The 21,285-nt window shown below is 33.3% G+C and carries 19 protein-coding genes and 2 tRNA genes; 14 read left to right on the forward strand and 7 right to left on the reverse strand.

Annotated features, from left to right (window positions below; translation table 11 throughout):
* Positions 1–143: 143 nt before the first annotated feature.
* From AC2DZ0_RS14435 to AC2DZ0_RS14470, 8 genes are all read left to right on the forward strand, one after another.
* A complete protein-coding gene (locus tag AC2DZ0_RS14435) occupies positions 144–611 on the forward strand; it encodes a Dps family protein (protein WP_484642604.1) in 468 nt (155 codons plus the stop codon).
* Positions 612–1,216: 605 nt separating this feature from the next.
* Positions 1,217–5,716, forward strand: coding sequence for a DNA polymerase III subunit alpha (gene dnaE / locus AC2DZ0_RS14440; protein ID WP_484642606.1), 4,500 nt, complete (start codon positions 1,217–1,219; stop codon positions 5,714–5,716).
* A complete protein-coding gene (hemW, locus tag AC2DZ0_RS14445) occupies positions 5,716–6,846 on the forward strand; it encodes a radical SAM family heme chaperone HemW (RefSeq protein ID WP_484642607.1) in 1,131 nt (376 codons plus the stop codon). Before dnaE ends, hemW begins: the two co-directional genes overlap by 1 nt.
* Before the next feature lie 50 nt (positions 6,847–6,896).
* Positions 6,897–7,367, forward strand: a complete 471-nt coding sequence (locus AC2DZ0_RS14450) for a DUF2062 domain-containing protein (RefSeq protein ID WP_484642608.1) — start codon at positions 6,897–6,899, stop codon at positions 7,365–7,367.
* A gap of 47 nt (positions 7,368–7,414) precedes the next feature.
* Positions 7,415–7,765, forward strand: coding sequence for an MmcQ/YjbR family DNA-binding protein (locus AC2DZ0_RS14455; RefSeq protein WP_484642609.1), 351 nt, complete (start codon positions 7,415–7,417; stop codon positions 7,763–7,765).
* 81 nt (positions 7,766–7,846) lie between these two features.
* A complete protein-coding gene (locus AC2DZ0_RS14460; protein WP_484642611.1) occupies positions 7,847–8,464 on the forward strand; it encodes a GDSL-type esterase/lipase family protein in 618 nt (205 codons plus the stop codon).
* 29 nt (positions 8,465–8,493) lie between these two features.
* Positions 8,494–9,222, forward strand: coding sequence for an esterase family protein (locus AC2DZ0_RS14465; protein WP_484642612.1), 729 nt, complete (start codon positions 8,494–8,496; stop codon positions 9,220–9,222).
* Between the two features lie 59 nt (positions 9,223–9,281).
* On the forward strand, positions 9,282–10,070 hold the full coding sequence (locus AC2DZ0_RS14470) for a T9SS type A sorting domain-containing protein (protein WP_484642614.1): 789 nt from the start codon (positions 9,282–9,284) through the stop codon (positions 10,068–10,070).
* On the opposite strand, the gene AC2DZ0_RS14475 is transcribed toward AC2DZ0_RS14470, so the two are convergent.
* Positions 10,067–11,464, reverse strand: coding sequence for a dipeptidase (locus AC2DZ0_RS14475; protein WP_484642616.1), 1,398 nt, complete (start codon positions 11,462–11,464; stop codon positions 10,067–10,069). The two genes, AC2DZ0_RS14470 and AC2DZ0_RS14475, sit on opposite strands and share 4 nt — an antisense overlap.
* Positions 11,465–11,559: 95 nt before the next feature.
* On the opposite strand from AC2DZ0_RS14475, the gene AC2DZ0_RS14480 reads away from it, so the two are divergent.
* Positions 11,560–11,641 (forward strand) — tRNA-Leu (locus AC2DZ0_RS14480).
* A gap of 269 nt (positions 11,642–11,910) precedes the next feature.
* Here AC2DZ0_RS14480 and AC2DZ0_RS14485 read toward each other — a convergent pair.
* Positions 11,911–11,984: transfer RNA gene (locus AC2DZ0_RS14485), tRNA-Met, on the reverse strand.
* Between the two features lie 127 nt (positions 11,985–12,111).
* On the opposite strand from AC2DZ0_RS14485, the gene AC2DZ0_RS14490 reads away from it, so the two are divergent.
* On the forward strand, positions 12,112–12,492 hold the full coding sequence (locus AC2DZ0_RS14490) for an START-like domain-containing protein (protein WP_484490777.1): 381 nt from the start codon (positions 12,112–12,114) through the stop codon (positions 12,490–12,492).
* An 84-nt stretch (positions 12,493–12,576) separates the two neighbouring features.
* Positions 12,577–13,404, forward strand: a complete 828-nt coding sequence (locus AC2DZ0_RS14495; protein ID WP_484642617.1) for an aminotransferase class IV — start codon at positions 12,577–12,579, stop codon at positions 13,402–13,404.
* Here the strand turns inward: AC2DZ0_RS14495 and AC2DZ0_RS14500 are convergent.
* The 5 genes from AC2DZ0_RS14500 to AC2DZ0_RS14520 form a co-directional block, all read right to left on the reverse strand.
* Positions 13,401–13,958: a YqgE/AlgH family protein gene (locus tag AC2DZ0_RS14500; protein ID WP_484490779.1), complete on the reverse strand. Its 558-nt coding sequence runs from the start codon at positions 13,956–13,958 to the stop codon at positions 13,401–13,403. The two genes, AC2DZ0_RS14495 and AC2DZ0_RS14500, sit on opposite strands and share 4 nt — an antisense overlap.
* Before the next feature lie 97 nt (positions 13,959–14,055).
* The gene (locus tag AC2DZ0_RS14505) at positions 14,056–14,328 is read right to left on the reverse strand and encodes an HU family DNA-binding protein (RefSeq protein WP_300326038.1); all 273 of its coding nucleotides are present in this window, start codon (positions 14,326–14,328) and stop codon (positions 14,056–14,058) included.
* Between the two features lie 181 nt (positions 14,329–14,509).
* Complete coding sequence (gene fmt, locus AC2DZ0_RS14510) at positions 14,510–15,454, reverse strand: methionyl-tRNA formyltransferase (RefSeq protein ID WP_484642619.1); 945 nt, start codon at positions 15,452–15,454, stop codon at positions 14,510–14,512.
* Between the two features lie 76 nt (positions 15,455–15,530).
* Positions 15,531–17,435, reverse strand: a complete 1,905-nt coding sequence (locus AC2DZ0_RS14515) for a RecQ family ATP-dependent DNA helicase (protein WP_484644841.1) — start codon at positions 17,433–17,435, stop codon at positions 15,531–15,533.
* A 38-nt stretch (positions 17,436–17,473) separates the two neighbouring features.
* Entirely contained in the window at positions 17,474–18,007 is a 534-nt protein-coding gene (locus tag AC2DZ0_RS14520; RefSeq protein ID WP_484642621.1) for an AAA family ATPase, read from the reverse strand.
* A 167-nt stretch (positions 18,008–18,174) separates the two neighbouring features.
* Between AC2DZ0_RS14520 and AC2DZ0_RS14525 the strand changes: the two genes are divergently transcribed.
* From AC2DZ0_RS14525 to AC2DZ0_RS14535, 3 genes are all read left to right on the forward strand, one after another.
* A complete protein-coding gene (locus AC2DZ0_RS14525) occupies positions 18,175–18,456 on the forward strand; it encodes a DUF493 family protein (RefSeq protein ID WP_484490782.1) in 282 nt (93 codons plus the stop codon).
* Positions 18,457–18,542: 86 nt separating this feature from the next.
* On the forward strand, positions 18,543–20,438 hold the full coding sequence (locus AC2DZ0_RS14530; protein WP_484642623.1) for a foldase protein PrsA: 1,896 nt from the start codon (positions 18,543–18,545) through the stop codon (positions 20,436–20,438).
* Positions 20,431–21,285: a peptidylprolyl isomerase gene (locus AC2DZ0_RS14535; protein ID WP_484490784.1), complete on the forward strand. Its 855-nt coding sequence runs from the start codon at positions 20,431–20,433 to the stop codon at positions 21,283–21,285. Before AC2DZ0_RS14530 ends, AC2DZ0_RS14535 begins: the two co-directional genes overlap by 8 nt.

The raw sequence follows: 21,285 nt of genomic DNA on the forward strand, positions 1-21,285 counted from the left end.
TCTTGAGACTAGGCAGAGTAATTTGTTTAAAACAAAATAGTTTTTAGTGATGATAAAATAAAAACTATCAATTTGTTTTATGTATTGGTTTTGATGATCTTTGAAGTATCAAAAAGAATAGAAATAATTTAAAACAAAATATAATGAAAAATAGTATTGGAATAGAAAAGGGAAAAGCAGAAGGGTTGGTTGTTAAATTGAATCAATTATTAGCGGATTATCAATTGTTTTATCAGAATGTAAGAGGGTTTCACTGGAATATTAAGGGAAAAGATTTTTTTGAATTGCACTTGAAATTTGAAGAGTTTTATGATGATGCGGTTATTAAAATTGATGAAATTGCGGAAAGGATACTAACTTTAGAAGGAGAGCCGCTTCATACATTTAGTGATTATTTAAAAAACGCCAAAATTGAAGAGGCTAAGGGGGTAACTGATGGAACAAAAGGAGTTGAAACAGTTTTGAAAAATTTTGCCGTATTAATTAGTCAAGAGCGTGCTATCTTAGCGGACGCTGGGGATGCAGATGATGAAGGAACAGCAAGCTTAATGAGTGATTATATTACTGAGACGGAAAAAACAATATGGATGTTGAATTCATATTTACGCTAAAAAATAATTTCTGAAAGAAAAAAGCAATGTTTAGATACACTGCTTTTTTTTGATTTGTTTTTATTTTGTTTAGATAAGTTTGATTTGGTAATTAACAAATGATAATAATTGATTGTTTTTGGTAAATATATGTTAATAAATAGGTTGGTATTTAGTGAATCTTATTTTTTTTGAGCGCTTAGGTCTTATTTTTGCTTTCAAGATGTTTGAGGAGAAATTTGTTCTCAAGGTTTTACTAACAATATTATTTTAGTTTTATGAAAGGCAAGGTATGTTATCAGTGTAATTCTAATGATCGTGTAACGAAGGAATCATTTGTGTTAAGTTTGTTGAGGGTTATTGGTATAAGAAAATACCGATGTAGAAATTGCTATAGTAGATATGTATATCTAAGTTTAGTACATAGGTCATACAAGTTTTAAGATTTGAAATAGTTTTTCCAATTACAAGAAAAAAATTAAAAATATAAAATAGGGTCAGATATAGTCTGACCCTATTTTTTTTGTTTGAATTTTTGAGTAGCCATTGTTGATAAAATTCAAACGGTTGGTCAATAAATATTTGTACTTTTAAACCTTCTTAATCACAGAGCACACCATACTTTTATGTATTTAATATTTGACACTGAAACTACCGGGTTACCAAAGAGTTATAAGGCTCCTATGACCGATATCGAAAATTGGCCTAGATGTATACAAATTGCTTGGCAATTGCATGATGATTTAGGGAATGTGGTAGAGCATGATAATTTTATGGTGCAACCAGAAGGATTCAATATTCCTTTTGATTCTGAGAAAATTCATGGTATATCAACAGAATTAGCACAAGAGCAAGGAATCACTTTGAAAGAAGGGCTAGAGCGCTTTAATAAAGTATTAGAGCATACGAAGTTTTTGGTTGGGCAAAATGTAACATTTGATGTTAACATAATGGGAGCTGAATTTATTCGTGCTGGAATACAACCTAATTTTAAGGCATTTGAATTTGATAGCTTTAATTTAGAAGACTACAACTTTAGTACCAAAGCTCCAGCCAATAGAGCAATGTTTATTGATGATTTAAAGGAAGATGATAAAAACAGCTTAGGGATTTTAGATACCTGTACAGAAGTAACTGCTGCGATGTGTCAGATTCCTGGAGGTAGAGGGGGGAAGTTTAAGCTACCAACCCTAACGGAGCTGCACAATTATTTGTTTGGAGTTGGTTTTGGTGAAGCTCATAACGCAACAGCTGATGTTGAAGCAACAACTCGATGCTTTTTTGAATTGCTAAGGAGAGAGCGTTTTACAAAAGAGCAACTTGATGTAACGCCGGAATATTTTGTTGATTTTAAAAAACAGAATCCAAACCCCATTGAGGTAATTGGATTGAAGCACTTAAATCTTAAACAAGAAAGTGATAAGATAAGAAAACGGCAGTCTGAACAAGAAGGAGCTGCAGGGAAAGGGGTTAATGTAAAGGAAAGTCTTGAACAGTTAAAGAATGTGTCTTTCGGACATTTACATAATCACACGCAATATTCGATATTGCAATCTACTATAGAAATAGGAGCCTTAGTAAATACAGCGGGTAAGTATAATATGTCTGCTGTCGCCATGACGGATACGGCAAATATGATGGCTGCTTTTCATTTTACGAATGCGGTTGATAAATATAATAAAGGTCTTAAAGCAAAAAGAGAAGAAGCTGAAGAGGCAGGAGAAACATTTGAAGGAAAAGACTTAGTTCCTATTGTTGGTTGCGAATTTAATGTTTGTAAAAATCATTTAGACAAGTCTCAAAAAGATAATGGATATCAAGTTGTTCTTTTGGCAAAGAATAGAAATGGATATCAAAACTTGGCAAAAATGTCTTCTACGGCCTTTGTGGATGGTTTCTATTATGTACCTCGTATAGATAGGAATATCATTGAGAAATACAAAGAGGATGTAATTGTGCTTACAGGTAGTTTATTAGGTGAAGTACCTAGTAAGATATTAAATGTTGGTGAAAAACAGGCAGAAGAAGCTTTAGTTTGGTGGAAGGAGCAATTTGGAGATGACCTTTATATTGAATTAATGCGTCACGGTCAAGAGGATGAAAATGTTGTGAACAAGGTATTGTTAAAGTTTGCAGAACAGTATAATGTAAAGACTGTTGCAACGAATAATACCTTTTATATAAGTAAGGAAGATGCAAATGCACATGATATTTTATTGTGTGTAAAGGATGGTGAAAAGCAAGCTACTCCAAAAGGAAGAGGAAGGGGTTATAGATTTGGGTTGCCAAATGATGAGTATTATTTCAAGTCTCCGGATGAGATGAAAGAATTGTTTGCTGATATTCCTGAAGCTATAACTAATATCGAGGAATTGGTAGGTAAGATTACACCATTTACGCTTGCAAGTGATGTATTGTTGCCTGCGTTTGATATTCCGGAGCAATTTCAAGACAAGAAAGATCTTGAGGATGGTGGAAAGCGGGGTGAAAATAATTTTCTTGGACACCTTGTGTATGAAGGAGCAAAGAAGCGTTATGGAGAAATTACACCAGAGATAAAAGAACGCTTAGATTTAGAATTAGATGTTATTGAGAAAACCGGATATCCAGGTTATTTCTTGATTGTTGAAGATTTTATTAGAGCGGCTCGGGATATGGGAGTTTCAGTGGGGCCAGGACGTGGGTCTGCCGCAGGTTCGGTTGCTGCTTATTGTTTATGGATTACCAATATTGATCCAATAAAGTATGATTTGCTTTTTGAGCGTTTCTTGAATCCAGAACGTATTTCCATGCCCGATATTGATATTGATTTTGATGATGAGGGACGTGGACGTGTTATTGATTATGTAATTGATAAGTATGGAGCGAATCAGGTAGCACAGATTATTACCTATGGTACCATGGCCGCAAAATCATCTATTAGAGATACAGCGCGAGTTTTAGATTTACCATTATATGAGGCGGATAGAGTAGCGAAACTTATTCCAGGAATGAAATTGAAAAAGATTTTTGGACTGGATGATAAGGCATTAGCGGATAAATTACGCTCTGAAGAAATTGAAATGGTTAATGAGTTGAAGCGTATTTCAGATGGAAACGATTTGACTGCTGAAACTGTTAATAAAGCTAGAATATTAGAGGGATCCGTTCGGAATACGGGTATTCATGCTTGTGGGGTAATCATTACACCAGATGATATAACAAAGTACGTACCCGTTTCGGTGGCAAAAGATTCGGATATGTATGTCACCCAGTTTGATAACTCGGTGGTAGAGGATGCCGGTCTGTTAAAAATGGACTTTTTGGGTCTGAAGACCCTTACCTTAATCAAACATACTTGTAAAATTGTCAAAGCACGTCATAATGTAGATTTAGATCCTGAGTCTTTTCCTATAGATGATGTAAAAACATATGAACTTTTCCAAAGAGGAGAAACGGTTGGTATATTTCAGTATGAATCTCCTGGGATGCAAAAATATATGCGTGAATTGAAGCCGACAGTTTTTGCGGATTTAATTGCAATGAACGCCTTGTATAGACCAGGACCTTTGGAGTATATACCTAGTTTTATCAATCGTAAACATGGTGTAGAGGAGATATTATATGATTTGCCTGCTGAAGAGTACAAGAATCGTTTGGCAGAAACCTATGGTATTACAGTGTATCAAGAGCAAGTAATGTTGCTTTCTCAAGATCTAGCTGGCTTTACAAAAGGTCAAGCAGATACCCTGCGTAAGGCGATGGGTAAAAAACAGATTGCGGTGCTAGCTAAGATGAAACCGTTATTTGTCAACCAGGCCGCTGAAAGAGGACATGATGAAAAAGCTTTAGAGAAAATATGGAAGGATTGGGAGGCTTTTGCATCTTATGCTTTTAATAAATCTCACTCTACATGTTATGCATGGATTGCTTATCAGACTGCATATTTAAAAGCACATTACCCAGCAGAATATATGGCTGCCGTGCTTACGAATAATATGAATGATATCAAACAGGTTGCCTTTTTTATGGAAGAGTGTAAACGTGGAGGTTTAACCGTGTTAGGTCCTGATATCAATGAGTCGTATCTGAAATTCTCTGTTAATGAAGAAGGAGCAATCCGTTTTGGTATGGGGGCGATCAAAGGAGTAGGAGGGGCTGCTGTAGAAGAAATTATTAGAGAAAGAAAAGAAAATGGAAATTATACTTCCATTTTTGATGTTGTAAAAAGAATAGATTTAAGAGTTGCAGGAAAGAAAGCTGTTGAAGGTTTGATATTGGCCGGAGGTTTTGATTCGTTTAAGAGTACTCATAGAGCACAATATTATGTACAAGATGAGAAAGGAGCTACTTTTCTTGAGAAAGCCTTAAAGTTTGGGAATAAGTACCAAGAAAGTCAAAATTCATCTCAGGTATCTTTATTTGGAGAAGCTTCTGCGGTAACTTTCCCAGAGCCAGATATTCCGGGTTGTGATACTTGGGGAACTATGGAATTGTTGGCTCGAGAAAAAGAGGTAACAGGAATGTATATCTCTGCACATCCATTAGATGATTTCAAAAATGAAATGCGTTTTTGTAATACAACTTTGGCTGCTTTTAAAGGAGATTTAACTAAATATTTGGGACATAAATTAAGTATTGGTGCTATTTTAACAGGAGTAGAGCATCGGGTTTCAAAAATGGGTAAAGGCTGGGCAACTTTTACGGTAGAGGATTATGGAGATAGTCATGAGTTTAGAATTTTTGGAAATGAATACTTGCAATTCAGACCGTTTTTAACAGAGAATACCTTTTTGTATATCAACGCTGTTTTACAACCGGGATGGACAAATAAAGAAACGGGTGTTCAGGGGGAACCGAGATTGAAGTTTACTAATTTCATGTTACTTCATGATGTTATGGACGAGAAATGTGAGAAAATAACAGTGCAGTTAAACATGAACGAAGTAACAGAAGAATATGTTCGGTTTTTGTATGAAGTGTTGTCGGATTATTCTATAGCTGGGAAACAAAAATTATCTTTTACCATACGAGAACAAAGAGAAAAAATTGATTTGACAATGCCAAGTAGAGGAATGAAAATCAATGCATCCCCAGAGTTTTTTAGTCGCATGGAGAAAGAAAATATTCGATATAAAATTAATTAATGGCCGGCATATATATTCACATCCCTTTTTGTAAGCAGGCTTGTCATTATTGTGATTTTCATTTTTCTACATCTTTGAAGAATAAAGAAGCAATGTTGGGAGCAATTCATAAAGAACTAAAGGATAGGTCTAAGGATTTCAAAGATCAGGAGGTAAAAACAATTTATTTTGGTGGTGGAACACCTAGTTTATTGTTGCAGCAGGAAATAGATGCTATGTTAGAAGTGGTTTTTGAGAATTTTTCTGTTTGTGAAACTCCAGAAATTACGTTAGAAGCAAATCCTGATGATTTAAATTTAGGAGCAATAAAGGAGCTTTCTGTGTCAAGGGTGAATAGATTGAGTATTGGTGTGCAGTCTTTTTTTGAGGAGGATTTAAAAATGATGAATAGAGCACACAATTCAATGGAAGCTAAAACTTGTTTGGAAGAAGCATCAAAGTATTTTGGTAATATTACCGTAGATTTAATTTATGGAATTCCCGGTTTAACAGAGGAGCGCTGGCAGCAAAATATGGATACTGTTTTTGATTTAGGGATAAATCATATTTCTTGTTATGCTTTGACGGTTGAGGAAAAAACTGCCTTGGCGAGTTTTATTAAAAACAAAGTGTATCCGCCTTTGGATGAGGCATTGGCTTTAAAACATTTCAACTCTCTAGTTTTTCAGGCTAAGAAAAATGGTTTTGTGCATTATGAGATTTCTAATTTTGGAAAACCTGGTTATTTTTCGGAACATAATTCTTCGTATTGGAAAGGAGATTGTTATTTAGGAGTTGGTCCTTCCGCTCATTCTTATTATGATCAAAAGCGCTTTTGGAATGTCTCAAATAATTCAAAATATATAAAATCAGTACAATCTGGTGAGGAATATTTTGAAAAAGAGGTGTTGTCAGTTTGTGATATGTTTAATGAAACAGTGATGATTGGTTTGAGAACTATTTATGGGGTAAGCTTAGAACAGGTTAAGAACGATTTTGGGTTGACTTTTTATGATTACCTTTTAAATCAAGCGGATGTTTTTATAAAAGATGCTACCTTAGAGGTTGAAGCAGGAATTTTAAAAACAACTCAAAAAGGTAAGTTTTTAGTAGATGGTATCGCCTCTCAGTTATTTTTTATTCAGGATTAATTTGTAAGTAAAGGAGGAGAATCAGGACAGAATACTTGTTCGGAATTGTTATGAAATATTTTAAAAAAAACATACACAGATTAAAAACTGCCTTAAAAAAAGGATTGACACCTCATCAATTGGCATTGAGTATATCCTTAGCAGTTATGTTGACTCTTTTTCCAATATATGGAATTACCATATTGATATTTACCATGATTACGGTTCCATTACGGTTAAATTTGAGTATCATGATTGCGGTTAATTTTTTGATAGAGCCATTGCGATTTATATTGTTTATTCCGCTTATGAAAATTGGGTTAGAAATAATGGGAGAGACAGTTGTGCCGTTTACTTTTGAAACTTTACAAAGGAGTTTTGATGTTAGTTTTTGGAAGACATTGCAGTCTTTCTCTAAAGCGTTTTTGCATGCCTTTGTTGGTTGGGTTTGTGTTGTGATCCCCATGTCTTTTATATTGTATTTTAGTTTGCGAACGATATTTAAACATGCTAGGAAAAAGAAGGCTAGTTTAGGGTTTTAAGTTTAGATAGTTCATTTTTATTATATATTATCAAAACATGTTTTTTTATGAATGTTGAAAAACTAAGAGATTATTGTTTGTCTAAGCCACAAGTAACCGAGGAGTTTCCATTTGATGAGGTAACATTGGTGTTTAAAGTAGCTAATAAGATGTTTGCATTAACGGGATTAGAAAAGCTACCTGCCTCTGTAAATTTAAAATGTGATCCAGAAAAATCATTGGATTTACAGGATTCCTATGAGCAAATAAAACCAGGATATCATATGAATAAAAGGCATTGGATAACGGTTGAGTATACCAATTTACAAGATGCTTTTTTGTATGAGTTGATAGATCATTCCTATGATTTGGTAGTGAGTAGTATGACTAAAAAAATGCGCAAAGAATTTAATTTGTAGAAATCAAAATTATTAACTTAAGTTCTGATGTTATTGAGATGTTTTTAATACATTTAAAATAATATTTAAAAGAGTTGACTTGTGTTTTGGTATCATGAAGATTTAGAAAGGTTGGAGAGAGAAATTGCATTGCTGGATGAAGATCCAAAAATGATATTTTATGGGAGTTCTTCGTTTAGGTTGTGGGATAATTTGACAAATATTTTTAAAGAGTATAAGCCGATTAATTTGGGTTTTGGTGGATCTACTTTAGGAGCATGTACTTGGTTTTTTGATCGAGTATTTGAAAACATCAAAAAGCCTGAGGCGTTTATAGTATATGCAGGCGATAATGATTTAGGCGACAATCGACACCCTGAAGAGGTGGTTCTTTTTTTTGAAAATCTACTTGCGAAAATTAGGGATAAATACGGAAATATTCCTTGTACCTATATTTCTATTAAACCAAGTATTAGTAGATGGTATTTGTCCGATAGTATTAGATATACAAATAGTAATATTAAAGAAATTTGTTTAAAGGACGAGAATTTTCATTTTGTAAACATTTATGATGATATGCTTGATGCTAATGGTTATCCTGATGGTAAATATTTTATAGAAGATGGGTTGCATTTGAGCAAAAAAGGATACCAACTTTGGGCTCAAAAGTTGAAAGAGAAAAAAGAAATATTTCCTGAGAAAATTAAAGTAAAAATGTGATGTAATCCAAATTATTCTAGATATATGCTATGAAAAGAGAATATCATAAATGGTATAGTCCCAATTTAGAAAAAGAAATGGAATTGCTTGTTTTTGGCCATTCTGGAACTAAAGTGCTTTTTTTTCCGCCTCGTATGGGGAGATTTTATGATTATGAAAATTGGAATGTTGTTGAATCTTTGTCGGATAAAATAGAACAAGGTTTTTTACAGTTATATTGTGTTGATAGCGTCGATTTAGAGTCTTTTTATAATAATTTTAGTCACCCCGGCTATAGAATTTTTAGACATACTCAATATGAGAAGTATATAATAAGAGAGGTGGTTCCGTTAAGTGATAAGTTGAATTCTAGTTCTCATTTGATTTCTGCGGGTTGTAGTTTGGGGGCTTATCATGCGGTAAATATTGCCATGAGGCATCCTCATTTATTTTGTAAGGTGGTGGGTATGAGTGGGCGTTATGATTTGACTGAGTCCAAAGGTTATTTTCAGGATTTATTAAGTGGTTATCATGATACAGAGGTGTATTTTAATATGCCAAATCAATATTTAAAAAATTTGCATGATCCTCTGATTTTGAAGGAACTTAGACGTATGGATATAGTTCTTGCAATAGGAAAAGAGGATTTGTTTTTAGCTAGTAATTTTCTTTTGAGTGGCATTCTTAAATCTAAAAATATAAGTCATTGCTTATATGAGTGGGATGAAGAAGCGCATAAAGCCAGATATTGGCGAAAAATGGTAAAAATTTATATTTGATAGGAACTCATAATATTTTCACCTATCTTATTGTCTTTTAATAATATAAAACTTTATTTATGAAGACAAAATTACTTTTTATTTTATTGCTTTTTATTTTTTGTACAACTCAAGCGCAATGGACGGTTGATTTTGAAGATACTGATCCTGCTTATGTATATGTTTTAGGTCAGCAAGGAACAGGGCAGACAACAGCCACGGTTGTTGATAACCCTACAGGGACTACTGGAAATGATACTGGACTCAAAGTTGCTCAATTTACCGTGAATAGTAATGTAGGGTCTTGGGCGTATCCCTTTATTCAATTAAACGGTGGTGGTACTACTTGGAATGATGTTCTTGGGAAGTACTTCCATTTCAAGTTTCTTTCTCCAATAGTATCAGGTGATATAAATTTATATTTATGGATTGGTGGAGTGAAACAGGCGGCTGTGACGTCTAGTTTTACAGAAGGGTCTATGACGCAGTGGAGTGTTGTTGAGTTTGATACTTCTGGTTTGGTTGTTGCGGATGGTTATGTGTCAAGAATTGATATTGAATTTAGTGCAGGTGTTAATTTAGTTGCAGCAGATGTTTATTATTTTGATGATCTCGTGCAAGAAACAAGTTCTATTTTGGGGACGAATATCATAGACGGAGAACAGAAAAATGTTTATCCAAATCCAACTACCGGTGTGTTAAAAGTTTCAGGACTTAAAAAGACTGATTCAGTTTCAATTTTTGACTTTACAGGTAAACTAGTTGGCTATTTTGCTCCTGGTAATAGGATTGATATCTCCGGCTTAAATTCTGGGGTTTATTTTCTAAGAGCTAGTAACGGGGTAAATACTAAAGTGATTAAAATTTAAACTTTCTGATTGTTTAGTTCTGTAAAGTATTTATAGAATAAAGGGATGGTTTCTATCCCTTTTAGAAAGTTGAATACTCCAAAATGTTCGTTGGGAGAATGTATAGCATCACTGTCAAGCCCAAATCCCATAAGGATAGATTTACTGTTTAGTTCCTTTTCAAATAAAGCTACAATTGGTATACTACCTCCAGATCTTTGTGGTATTGGTTCTGTGTTAAATGTATCTTGATATGCTTTTTTTGCTGCTAGATATCCAATCGAATCAATTGGTGTTACGTATGGGTGACCTCCGTGATGAGGGGTCACTTTTATCTTAACAGATTTTGGAGCTAAGCTTTTGAAGTAAGTAGTGAACGATTCAGAGATTTGTTCGTGATTTTGTCCAGGGACAAGACGCATTGATATTTTCGCATGAGCTTCTGATGGAATTACTGTTTTGGCACCTTCTCCGATATATCCACCCCAAATTCCATTCACGTCTAGAGTAGGACGAATGGAATTTCTTTCGTTCGTAGAGTATCCTGTTTCACCGTGTATGTCATTTATGTCAAGTGCTTTTTTATAGTGCTCCAAAGAAAAAGGTGCTTTGGCCATTTCAGTTCTTTCCTCTTTAGAAAGCTCTTCTACCTTATTGTAGAAACCAGGAATTGTAATTCGGTTATCTTTATCCTGCAGTTTAGCAATCATTTGTGTTAATATGTTGATTGGGTTTGCTACCGCACCTCCGTATAAACCAGAGTGTAAATCTCTATTGGGTCCAGTTATTGAAACTTCCATATAAGAAAGTCCACGTAATCCAGTGGTGATGGATGGTTGTGTATTCGAGATCATTCCTGTATCAGAAATTAGGATAATATCATTTTCTAATTTTGTTGCATGTTCTTTTACAAACCATTCTAAGCTCGGCGATCCTATTTCTTCTTCTCCTTCGATCATGAACTTTACATTACAAGGTAGTTCTTCATGTTGAATCATGTATTCAAATGCTTTGATATGCATAAACATTTGTCCCTTGTCGTCACATGCACCTCTTGCGAAAATAGCACCCTCAGGATGGATTTCTGTTTTTTTTATCACAGGGTCAAATGGGGGAGAGTTCCATAGCTCTATCGGATCGGCAGGCTGTACGTCGTAATGACCATAAACAAGGATAGTTGGGAGTTCAGGATTTATAATTTTTTCAGCATAAACAACGGGATAACCTGGTGTGTCACATATTTCAACATTGTCACAGCCCACTTGCTCAAGTTGACTCTTTACAAGGGTTGCAGTGTCCAAAACATCTTGATTGTATGCAGCGTCTGCGCTAATAGAAGGAAGTTTTAAAAGATCAAATAATTCTGATATAAATCTATCTTTTTGGTTATCAATGTATTGTTTTCTGTTTTTCATAGGCTAAAAAAAAATGTTTCTCAAAAATAAGAAAAAAGGAGAGAACTGCTTTGAAGTTTACTAGTATTGTGTATATTTGCAATCGCAATTATGCTGCAGGCGTGGTGGAATTGGTAGACACGCTAGACTTAGGATCTAGTGCCGCGAGGTGTGAGAGTTCGAGTCTCTCCGCCTGTACAAATAAAAAGCTTCTCTGTTTAGAGAGGCTTTTTTGTTTTAAGAAGGTTTTACTTTTCGAATTGAAATCTGTTATATAAGTTGTTTTTCTGTTTTTAAGAGTAAGTTTCTTTTATTGAAATGATTCTAGAGTTTACTCTTTTTGACATTCCAATACTGTTTTTTTGTGTTGGGTAAAAAACTAAATAATTGATTGTAAGCAATCTGTTTTAGAAGATGAATTTTTTGTAAATAAAAAAAACTCTCAAGAAATCTTGAGAGTTTTTTAGTAGCGTGAAGCAGAATTGAACTGCTGACCTCCGGGTTATGAATCCGACGCTCTAACCATCTGAGCTACCACGCCTTTTGCGGGTGCAAATATAGAATAAATTTGAGTTATTGCAAGGAAAAAATAAAAAAAATATCACCTTTTAAAATTATTTTTTTTTATTGAAAAAATAGCATACATTGTGAACATAAGATGTATAAATATGAGTAAGATTAAATTTGAATTAGAATTTCCAATTCATGCTTCGCCAACAATGTTGTATCAATATTTCTCTTCGCCTTCAGCGCTGGGAGAGTGGTTTGCTGATAATGTAAATTCAAGAGGTCCGATGTATACTTTTATATGGGATGGAGCTGAAGAGCAAGCAAAGCGTTTAGTTGATAAAACAGATGAAAGAACCAGATATAAGTGGGTTGAAGATGAAGATCCAGATTCTTATTTTGAGTTTAAAATTCAGATTGATGCTATTACTAAGGATGTTTCTTTGATTGTTACTGATTTTGCGGAAGAAGATGAAATGGAAGAAGCTAAATTACTTTGGGAAAATCAAATAGGAGATCTAAAGTCAACAATTGGGGCATAGAGCTTGTTAGAAAAAATATTAACGCCTTGAACTTCTGTTCAAGGCGTTTTTTTTGTTTAAATTTGTCGCTCTAAAAAAAAGAAAATGGTTAATTATAACGGTGCACTTATTGAGAAAGAAACTTTTCATCTTTCTAAAAATAATAGAGGGTTTGCCTATGGAGATTCTTTATTTGAAACAATTAGAATTGAGGAAGGGGAGATATGTTTTTTAGAAGATCATTATTTTAGATTGATGGCTTCGATGCGTATGATACGTATGGAAATTCCTATGAAGTTGACCCTAGATTATTTAGAAAAACAAATCCAGAATCTTGTGAAACTAGTGGGAGAGGATGTTGTAACTAAAGTAAAATGCACTGTTTATAGAAAAGAAGGTGGATTATATACACCCCAAACGAATGAAATTGAATTTCTTATTGAAGCGTTTGATACGGTTGCAGAGGTTAAAACTTCCTATGAGATAGATTTATATAAAGACCATTATTTAAACTCAGGATTGTTATCTACTCTAAAGTCTTCTAACAGATTATTGAATGTTGTAGCTAGTATTTATGCCAAAGAGAACGATTTAGATGCTTGTGTCTTGATTAATGAGGATAAAATGCTTGTTGAAACAACAAATGCCAATATCTTTTTAATAAAAGACGGTGTGATCAGAACACCAAAATTATTAGATGGATGTATCAAAGGTGTTGCTAGAAAGAAAATTATCGAGATTATTGAAAAAGATGAGACCTTTGAGCTAAAAGAAGAGTCTATTTCGCCTTTTGATTTACAAAAAGCGGATGAGGTTTTTGTTTCGAATGCCATTGTAGGTGTTCAGTCAGTAACTAAATATAGAAAGAAGAATTTTGAAACTTCAGTGGGGAGTAGAATAGCAAAAGCTTTTAAAGCTTTGCCTAAAACTTAATTTAGTTTTGGGTCTGATGGTGCGTTTGCCCAAAGCGTGTATTTGCCACCGATTTCAAGAAGATGATTTTTCCAAAACGAATTGTTTTTTTCTTTTAAAATATTAGGATAACTGTTTTCTATGCAAAACCAAGAGTTGGTGTCCATTTCATCTAGTAGTTGATTGGATGACCATCCCGAGTAGCCAAGGAAAAAACGTATGCTACTGTTGTCGATCTTTTTGTTATTCAGTAAGTCTACTAAAGAATTAAAATTACCGCCCCAGTAAATGCCATTACCAACCTCTATGCTGTTAGGGATGTGTTCTGGTATTTGATGTATAAAATAGAGGTTGTCTTGTTCAACCGGCCCACCTTGATAAACGATAAAATCACAATCAATATCTGGTATTAAATCACGTAGGGTATAGGATAGTGGTTTATTAAGGATAAAACCAATTGAGCTATCTTGAGAATGTTCCGTAAGTAGTACTACAGATCGATTGAAAGAACTATCATTTAAAATAGATGGTTCTGCAACTAAAAGTCTCCCTTTATGAGGTGCTAATGAGTCCATTTATGCTTGGGTTTAGATATGAAGATAGTGAAAATATGGAACAAAAAAAACTTCCTTAGAAAACCAAGGAAGTTTTTGATAAGATATTTTCTTATAATTAGTTTACTGAGTCGCTTAATCCAGCTCCTGCTTTAAACTTAACGATGTTTTTAGCAGCGATTTGAATAGTAGCTCCAGTTTGAGGATTTCTACCTTCTCTAGCTTCTCTTTTAGATACAGACCAAGTTCCCCATCCAACTAAAGCAACTTTACCTCCACCTTTTAAAGTTTTAGTTACGTTATCAGTTAAAGATTCTAATGCAGCTTTAGCAGCAGCTTTTGAGATTCCTGCGTCAGCAGCCATTTCACTAATTAATTCTGATTTGTTCATAATTATAGTTTTAAAAATTAAAAATTGGTTTTATATTTTTTGTTTTGTCTTAACAAATATAGCAGGAATAAGGGTTCGTGCAAGTGTTGGACATAAAAATACCTTACTTTGTTAATAAAAGAGGGGTAATTGTTAATAACACCTGTCTTTTTTACACTATTTCTTCAGTTTTTTATCAGTCCTACTGTGCTTTGGCTCCTTTTTCAAAGGTATAACCGTTAAGTAAACTAGCTGAATCCATGCGCTTTTTCCCTGATAATTGCAGGTCTAAGACTTTTAGATAGCCATCTTTAGTCGCTATTTTTAGGGATTTTTTATCGGTTATTATGGATCCTATTTCTTCGTTGTGTTGTTCAAATTCTTTCTCTACATCATAAATTTTCAATTTTGATTCCTTTGAGTCGTTTATGAAGTTTGTCCAAGCAGCAGGGTAAGGGTTCAATCCTCGAATAAGATTGTAAATCTCGTTTAAAGGTTTTGTCCAGTCTATCTTACAAGTGTCAGTATGGATTTTATAGGCAGCTTTTGTGATTTTTTCTGGTTGAACCGTTGTTGTTACTTTGCCTGATTCGATTAGTTTTAAAGTATCTATCACAAGATCACTTCCAAGGTGCATTAATTTATCATGTAATATCCCTACCGTTTCATCTTCCGCTATGTCTGTTTCTTTTTGAAGGATGATTGCACCCGTGTCAATTTTATCGTCTAGGAAAAAAGTGGAAACTCCAGTTTTTGTTTCACCATTGATAATTGCCCAGTTGATGGGTGCTGCTCCTCTGTAGTCAGGTAATAAAGAGGCGTGCAAATTAAAAGTTCCTAGTTTAGGCATGTTCCAAACAGCTTCGGGCAGCATTCTAAAGGCAACAATAATTTGCAAGTCTGCATTAAGGTCTTTTAATTCCTCTAAAAATAAAGGGTCTTTTAAATTTGTTGGTTGTAGAACTGGTAAATCATTCAGTAAGGCAAACTTCTTGACAGCAGATTCATTTAGTTTTCTTCCTCTTCCTGCGGGTCTGTCTGGAGCGGTAATAACTCCTACTATATTATAGTTTTCTGTAAGTAACTTGTCTAATATGGCCACCGCAAAATCTGGAGTACCCATAAAAACGATTTTTAAATCTTTCATGGTATGAATTATTGGAATGATAATTTCTAATGTTGCAAATATAGAGTTCTAATTGCAAAATTGAAGTTTGATTGACTTATTGTTTGTGAGAGATATCATAATATCCTAAGTCATTTAGTGCAACTAGATTTTGTTCTACTAGTTGTCCTAACGTGTTTAAAATGTCAATTTCTTGATATTGTGTAAGTTTTAAAACGAGTTCTCTAGATGTTGTAGCATTACTCGAATAAAGTAGGGTTAAAATGTGCTGGGCAAGGTTTTTTTCTGGGGTTCTAGTTTTATTCTTTAAACATACATCACAAATGCCGCAGTTTTCTGTTTTAGTTTCTTTAAAGTAGTTGAGGAGTTGCACGCTTCTGCATTTGTTTGTGTTTTCTACAAATGTAGCAATTGCAGAAGCCTTAAAGTCTTTGTTATGTTGTAATCTTGATATGGCTTTTGCAATGGTGTTGATTGTTCTATCATCATCTCGAGCAACTAAAAATTTTAAATTTGCAGAATTACTAGCAGGATAATAATTGATGATTCCATCTTTAGCTAGTTTCTCAAAGTGTTTTAAAACCTGTTGTATGGGAAGGTTTAGTTTTTTTGCTAAGTTGTATTCATTCACTTGAACAGTGTTTTCAAAAATCCCGCCAAATGAACGTAGAATTGTGGTGATGAATTTATCAACTGAAGGGTATTGTTGGGTGTAATTTAAAACTGTATCACTAGAGGTTATAAATTTTAAACTGGTTTTTTTTTGAAGTCCTTCTGAAAACGAAACTATTTGATGGGTAGCTAGTGTTTTCAAGGCGTTATATGTTTTAGTGTAGGGTAACTTATAAGTATTGCAAAATTTATTTATTTCAAAGCTGAATTCTTCTAATGGAAGTTCACCTATGGAAATGGTGTAAAATTGGTTCAATTGAAAATAAATCTTTTTTAAATAATCAATTGTAACTTCTTGTTCTGTATGGTTTTTCTTAAATAAATTAACATCGTTTTTTTGAAGTAACATTACGGCAAAAGCTTTTTTACCATCTCTTCCAGCCCTACCTGCTTCTTGTAAATAATTCTCTATACTGTTAGGGATTTTTAGATGAATAACAACACGGATATTTGGTTTGTCGATTCCCATTCCAAAAGCATTGGTTGCAATTATTGTTGGTGTTTTTTCTGTAAACCAGTTGGTATAGGCAAGTTGTTTTTCATTGTTGCTAAGTCCCCCATGATAAAAAGTGGTTTTAAAACCTTGAGTGTTTAAAACATCGCTTATTTTTTTAGTCTCTCTTCTTGTATTCGTATAAATGATAGTTGGTGCATTTATTTTTGTGAGGATTTGTTTTATCTTAAAAATTTTATCTTCAACTTCAAATATTTGATAGGCTAAATTTTCTCTCTTAAATGATTTTTGAAAAATTTGTGGCGTATCAATTTCTAATTGTTTTGACATGTCTTCCAAAACTTTTGGTGTGGCAGAAGCAGTTAAGGCAATTGTATTTGCATCCGGACATAATTCTTTTAGGATTTTTAGTTCTAAGTAGGAAGGTCTAAAATCGTGTCCCCATTCAGATATACAATGCGCTTCGTCTATGGCAACTAAAGAAATATTCAGTTGTTTTATTTTTTCTTGAATAAATGTGGTTTGCAGTTTTTCTGGAGATAGATATAGAAATTTTATATTGTTAAACTGGATGTTGTCAAAAAGAATAATCGTGTCGTTTTGCGACATTGGTTTGTTTAACGCAACCGCTTTAATTTTTTTTCTATGTAGACTTTCAACTTGATCTTGCATCAAGGCTAGTAGTGGAGAAATAACTAAACAAACCCCTTCTTGAGCTAAGGCAGGAACTTGATAGCAAATGGATTTTCCGCCTCCAGTAGGGAGCAGGGCAATACAGTTTTTTTTAGCTAAAACGGTAGAGACTATTTCCTCTTGTAAAGGTCTAAAGGAATTAAAACCCCAGTATTTTTTTAATATGTTTTTAGTAGTATTCAGTCCTCGTAATGTATATAATTAAAAATACGAAAGTTTTTTTAATTGATGTTTTTTAGAATAAAATCTAATCTGTTTTCGATGCTGTCTAATGGGATTTCAATAACCTTGTAGCCATAATCTTGATAGCTTTTTAATAATTCTGAATGGATTTTTTTTGCTTCATCAAAGGATTCATAGCGTTCGTTGTCCGTGGTGTGTATTTTTTTCCATGGGGGACATATAAAAACAAGATCATACGAATGCTTGTTTAAAAAATCATTAAAATTTATTTTGTGTTTGGAGTCTGCAAAATTTAGATATGCAATGATGTCAATGACACCTCTGTCAAAAAAAACAATTTCAGTTTCGTTTTTATCAGCATTGAAAAATTGTTCAATTCTTTTTTTTAGCAAAATTTCACTAAACATAATAGGAGAATCTAGGAATAAATGTTCAATGCCTTTTTCTCTGGCCTCTAATATAACCTCCCTAGAAATTTCAGGCATGCAATGTTGTCCTTTTGAGATAAGAGCATTGATGATGCTTGATTTTCCTGTACTCGGACCACCAGTAATTATGATTTTTTTCTGCATGTTGCAAACATACTATTTTTACACTTGAAACGTTACTTAACAAAGCTGTAATCTTTGTATTGGAGCGTATTAAAATAAACAAAATCAACATTTCACAAGTCATCGATAATGTGTAATTTTGTGTTCTTTAAAATAAGAGAAGAAATCGTTTAGAAAATACTAGAATAATGAGTAAGCAATCAGAATTTTACGATAAGTTAAAAGAAAGTTTGGATAACGCATCCACTTTTCCGTCAAAATATCTATTTAAGTTTATAGTTCCAACTACTAAAAACCAATTGAAAGAGGTGAAAGATGTATTTGATTTACCAGGAGTAGTGATAAATACCAAAAATTCAAAGACAAACAAATACGTAAGTGTTTCAATTACTAAAGTTGTGAAAAGTTCTGATGAGGTAATTGCTAAATACAAAGAAGTTTCAGGAATTGAAGGTATTATTTCTTTGTGATACTTTTAACACAAAAAGACGTAACCATAGAATAACTTGCAAGATTGAAAATAGAATAGATTTACCACCTATTGTTTGTTTAAAATATGAAAAAATTTATGCTTAAGAAAATTAAAACCATTGCCTTTTTTTTATTGATAGGATCTTCTGTGATAGCACAGAAAAATAGAGATAAAGTTTTATTGAAAATTGACAAGGAAAAAGTATATGCTTCCGAATTTGAACGATTGTTTGGGAAAAATAAAAATTTAAAAATCCAAGGTGAAACCCCGAGTATAGATGAGGATGTTCAGCTTTTTGTTGACTATAAGTTAAAGTTGATGGAGGCAGAAGAGCTTCAAATGGACACCATAGGTTCTTATATTGAAGAGGTGGCACGGTATAGAAATCAGTTGGTGTTGCCATATTTGAATGATGATAGTTTAATTGATAGCCTAGTTTTAGAAGCTTATGATAGAACTTTGTCAGAAATACGTGCAAGTCATATTTTAATAAGAGTTGATAAAAACGCTACGGATACGATAGCTGCTTATGAAAAAATCACTGCGATCAGACAAAGTATTATTGATGGAGCTGACTTTGATGCTGTAGCCAAAGAGAAGTCAGAGGATCCAAGTGCTAAAACAAATGCGGGTGATTTAGGTTATTTTTCTGCTTTTAGAATGGTATACCCTTTTGAAAGTGCTGCCTTTAATACTCCAAAAGGAGAGTTGTCTGAGGTTTTTAGAACGCAGTTTGGATATCATTTCTTAAAGGTTGTTGATGTAAGAGAATCTATGGGAGAGATGGAAGTAGCGCATATAATGATTAGGGATACTACCGCACCTGGAACATCTACAATAAATAAAGTATATGATGAGCTTTTGTCAGGTACAAGTTTTGAAGAGTTGGCAAAAAAATATTCTGATGATAAAAGATCTTCTGTAAACGGAGGGAAGTTAAATAGATTTGGTGTTGGTTCGTTGCCACCTCCATTTGGAGAGATTAGTTTTGCTTTGACACCAGAAAATAAATATTCTAAGCCTTTTAAAACGGCATATGGTTGGCATATAGTAAAATATTTAAACCATTATCCAGTAAGTAGTTTTGAAGAAGTGAAAGAGGAATTGCTTCAGAAAACTAAAAAAGATAGTAGGTCTAAAACATTGTCAAATCCTGTAGTTCTAAGATTAAAGAAGGAATATACCATTGAAATAAATGAAACTGCAAAAAAGGAATTTGAAAACCCTAGTTTTGTAGTTGTAGACTCTTTGAATACTTGGTTGATTAAAATTCAAAATGATACTTTAACGCAAAAAGATTTTTCTAATTATATAATGAATAGAAGAGATCGTACTGCAATGCAAAATTTTAATCCTTTTTTGGATCAGGAGATTTTAGAGTATTATAAAGTGCATTTAGAGGAAACAGATGAGGAATTTAAAAATTTGTTTCAAGAGTATAAAAATGGACTTTTGTTATTTGATTTGATGAAAGAAAAAATTTGGGATGCTGCTCAAAACGATACTATTGGTTTACAAGAGTTTTATAAATCTCACAAAGCAGATTATATCAAGCCAGAATCATTTAATGCGGTTGTTGTGAGTACTAAAATTTCTGAGCAGGTAGAGGCTTTGAAGGAATTAGTTTCTGATTCAGATTCTATTGCAAAAGTTACTATGGCGGTTGAGAAGAAAGAAGGTGTTTTGATCAAGTCTGGTTCTTTTGAGAAAACTAATGCAATTTTTCCTAAAGAGGTGAATTTTGTTGTTGGTGAGACAAATGTATATCAGCAAGGTGATTATTCTGTTATTGTAAAAATATTTGAAAAAGAAGAAGCTGTACAGCAAGAATTTGATGATATAAAAGGGAAGGTTATAAGTGATTTCCAAAACCAAATTCAAGAAGACTGGTTGGCGGGTTTAAGAGCCAAACATGAAGTGAAAATTTATAAAAGGACCGTGAAGAAACTTGCTTCTCAAATGGAAATTTACAGTGAGTAAATATATTTATTACATATCGTTAATTGTAGTTTTTTCTAGTTGTGACTTCTTTCAGTCCACGCAAAAAAATAAGGATTCTAAGTTGATAGCTAAGGTGTATGACCATAAGTTTTATCAAGAAGATTTAGAACTTGTTTTTCCACATGATGTTGCTAAAAAGGATAGTGCAGAAGTTGCAAATAATTTAATTTTGGCATGGGCTAAGAAAAAATTATTGTTGCAAAAGGCAGAAGTTAATATGCCAAGTCAGAATGAGAATTTAGAATTGTTGGTCTCTCGTTATCGTGAAGATTTATTTATCAACTCATTTAAAAAAGCCTTAGTTCTAAAAGAATTGGATACGGTTGTTTCTCATGACGATTTGAAGAAATATTATGAGGAGAATAAAGCAAGTTTTAGAATAAACGAAGAGTTGGTGAAGTTTAAGTATATTGCTTTAAAACCAAATGATAAAAATAAAGCGAAATACAAGCGTTTGCTTTTGTCTAAGTCAATGAATGATTTGTTTATTTTAGATGAACAGACAGATAAAATGCAGAATGCCTTCTTAAGCGATTCTTTATGGTTTCGATATAAAGATGTGCAACGAAAGTTACCGGTCTTGAAAAATTATTCTAATACAACGGTGCTTAGACCTAAGAAATTTATTGCAAAAAGCTACGAGGGAGATCTGTATTATATTTATATTAAAGATGTTTTGAATAGAAATGAAATAGCACCTTTACGCTACGTGTCTAACACTATTGAGCAGATGGTCGTGCAGCAGCGAAAGTTACAGATGATTCATAAAGTAGAGGAAGTGTTGGTAGACGATGCCATGAAAAATAAACAATTTGAAATTTATTAA

The sequence above is a fragment of the Flavicella sp. IMCC45668 genome (genome assembly GCF_057219105.1).

Coding starts and splice junctions, on each gene's coding strand:
- AC2DZ0_RS14435 (WP_484642604.1), top strand. CDS start 144: ATGAAAAATAGTATTGGAATAGAAAAGGGAAAAGCAGAAGGGTTGGTT.
- dnaE (WP_484642606.1), top strand. CDS start 1,217: ATGTATTTAATATTTGACACTGAAACTACCGGGTTACCAAAGAGTTAT.
- hemW (WP_484642607.1), top strand. CDS start 5,716: ATGGCCGGCATATATATTCACATCCCTTTTTGTAAGCAGGCTTGTCAT.
- AC2DZ0_RS14450 (WP_484642608.1), top strand. CDS start 6,897: ATGAAATATTTTAAAAAAAACATACACAGATTAAAAACTGCCTTAAAA.
- AC2DZ0_RS14455 (WP_484642609.1), top strand. CDS start 7,415: ATGAATGTTGAAAAACTAAGAGATTATTGTTTGTCTAAGCCACAAGTA.
- AC2DZ0_RS14465 (WP_484642612.1), top strand. CDS start 8,494: ATGAAAAGAGAATATCATAAATGGTATAGTCCCAATTTAGAAAAAGAA.
- AC2DZ0_RS14470 (WP_484642614.1), top strand. CDS start 9,282: ATGAAGACAAAATTACTTTTTATTTTATTGCTTTTTATTTTTTGTACA.
- AC2DZ0_RS14475 (WP_484642616.1), bottom strand. CDS start 11,464: ATGAAAAACAGAAAACAATACATTGATAACCAAAAAGATAGATTTATA.
- AC2DZ0_RS14490 (WP_484490777.1), top strand. CDS start 12,112: ATGAGTAAGATTAAATTTGAATTAGAATTTCCAATTCATGCTTCGCCA.
- AC2DZ0_RS14495 (WP_484642617.1), top strand. CDS start 12,577: ATGGTTAATTATAACGGTGCACTTATTGAGAAAGAAACTTTTCATCTT.
- AC2DZ0_RS14500 (WP_484490779.1), bottom strand. CDS start 13,958: ATGGACTCATTAGCACCTCATAAAGGGAGACTTTTAGTTGCAGAACCA.
- AC2DZ0_RS14505 (WP_300326038.1), bottom strand. CDS start 14,328: ATGAACAAATCAGAATTAATTAGTGAAATGGCTGCTGACGCAGGAATC.
- fmt (WP_484642619.1), bottom strand. CDS start 15,454: ATGAAAGATTTAAAAATCGTTTTTATGGGTACTCCAGATTTTGCGGTG.
- AC2DZ0_RS14520 (WP_484642621.1), bottom strand. CDS start 18,007: ATGCAGAAAAAAATCATAATTACTGGTGGTCCGAGTACAGGAAAATCA.
- AC2DZ0_RS14525 (WP_484490782.1), top strand. CDS start 18,175: ATGAGTAAGCAATCAGAATTTTACGATAAGTTAAAAGAAAGTTTGGAT.
- AC2DZ0_RS14530 (WP_484642623.1), top strand. CDS start 18,543: ATGAAAAAATTTATGCTTAAGAAAATTAAAACCATTGCCTTTTTTTTA.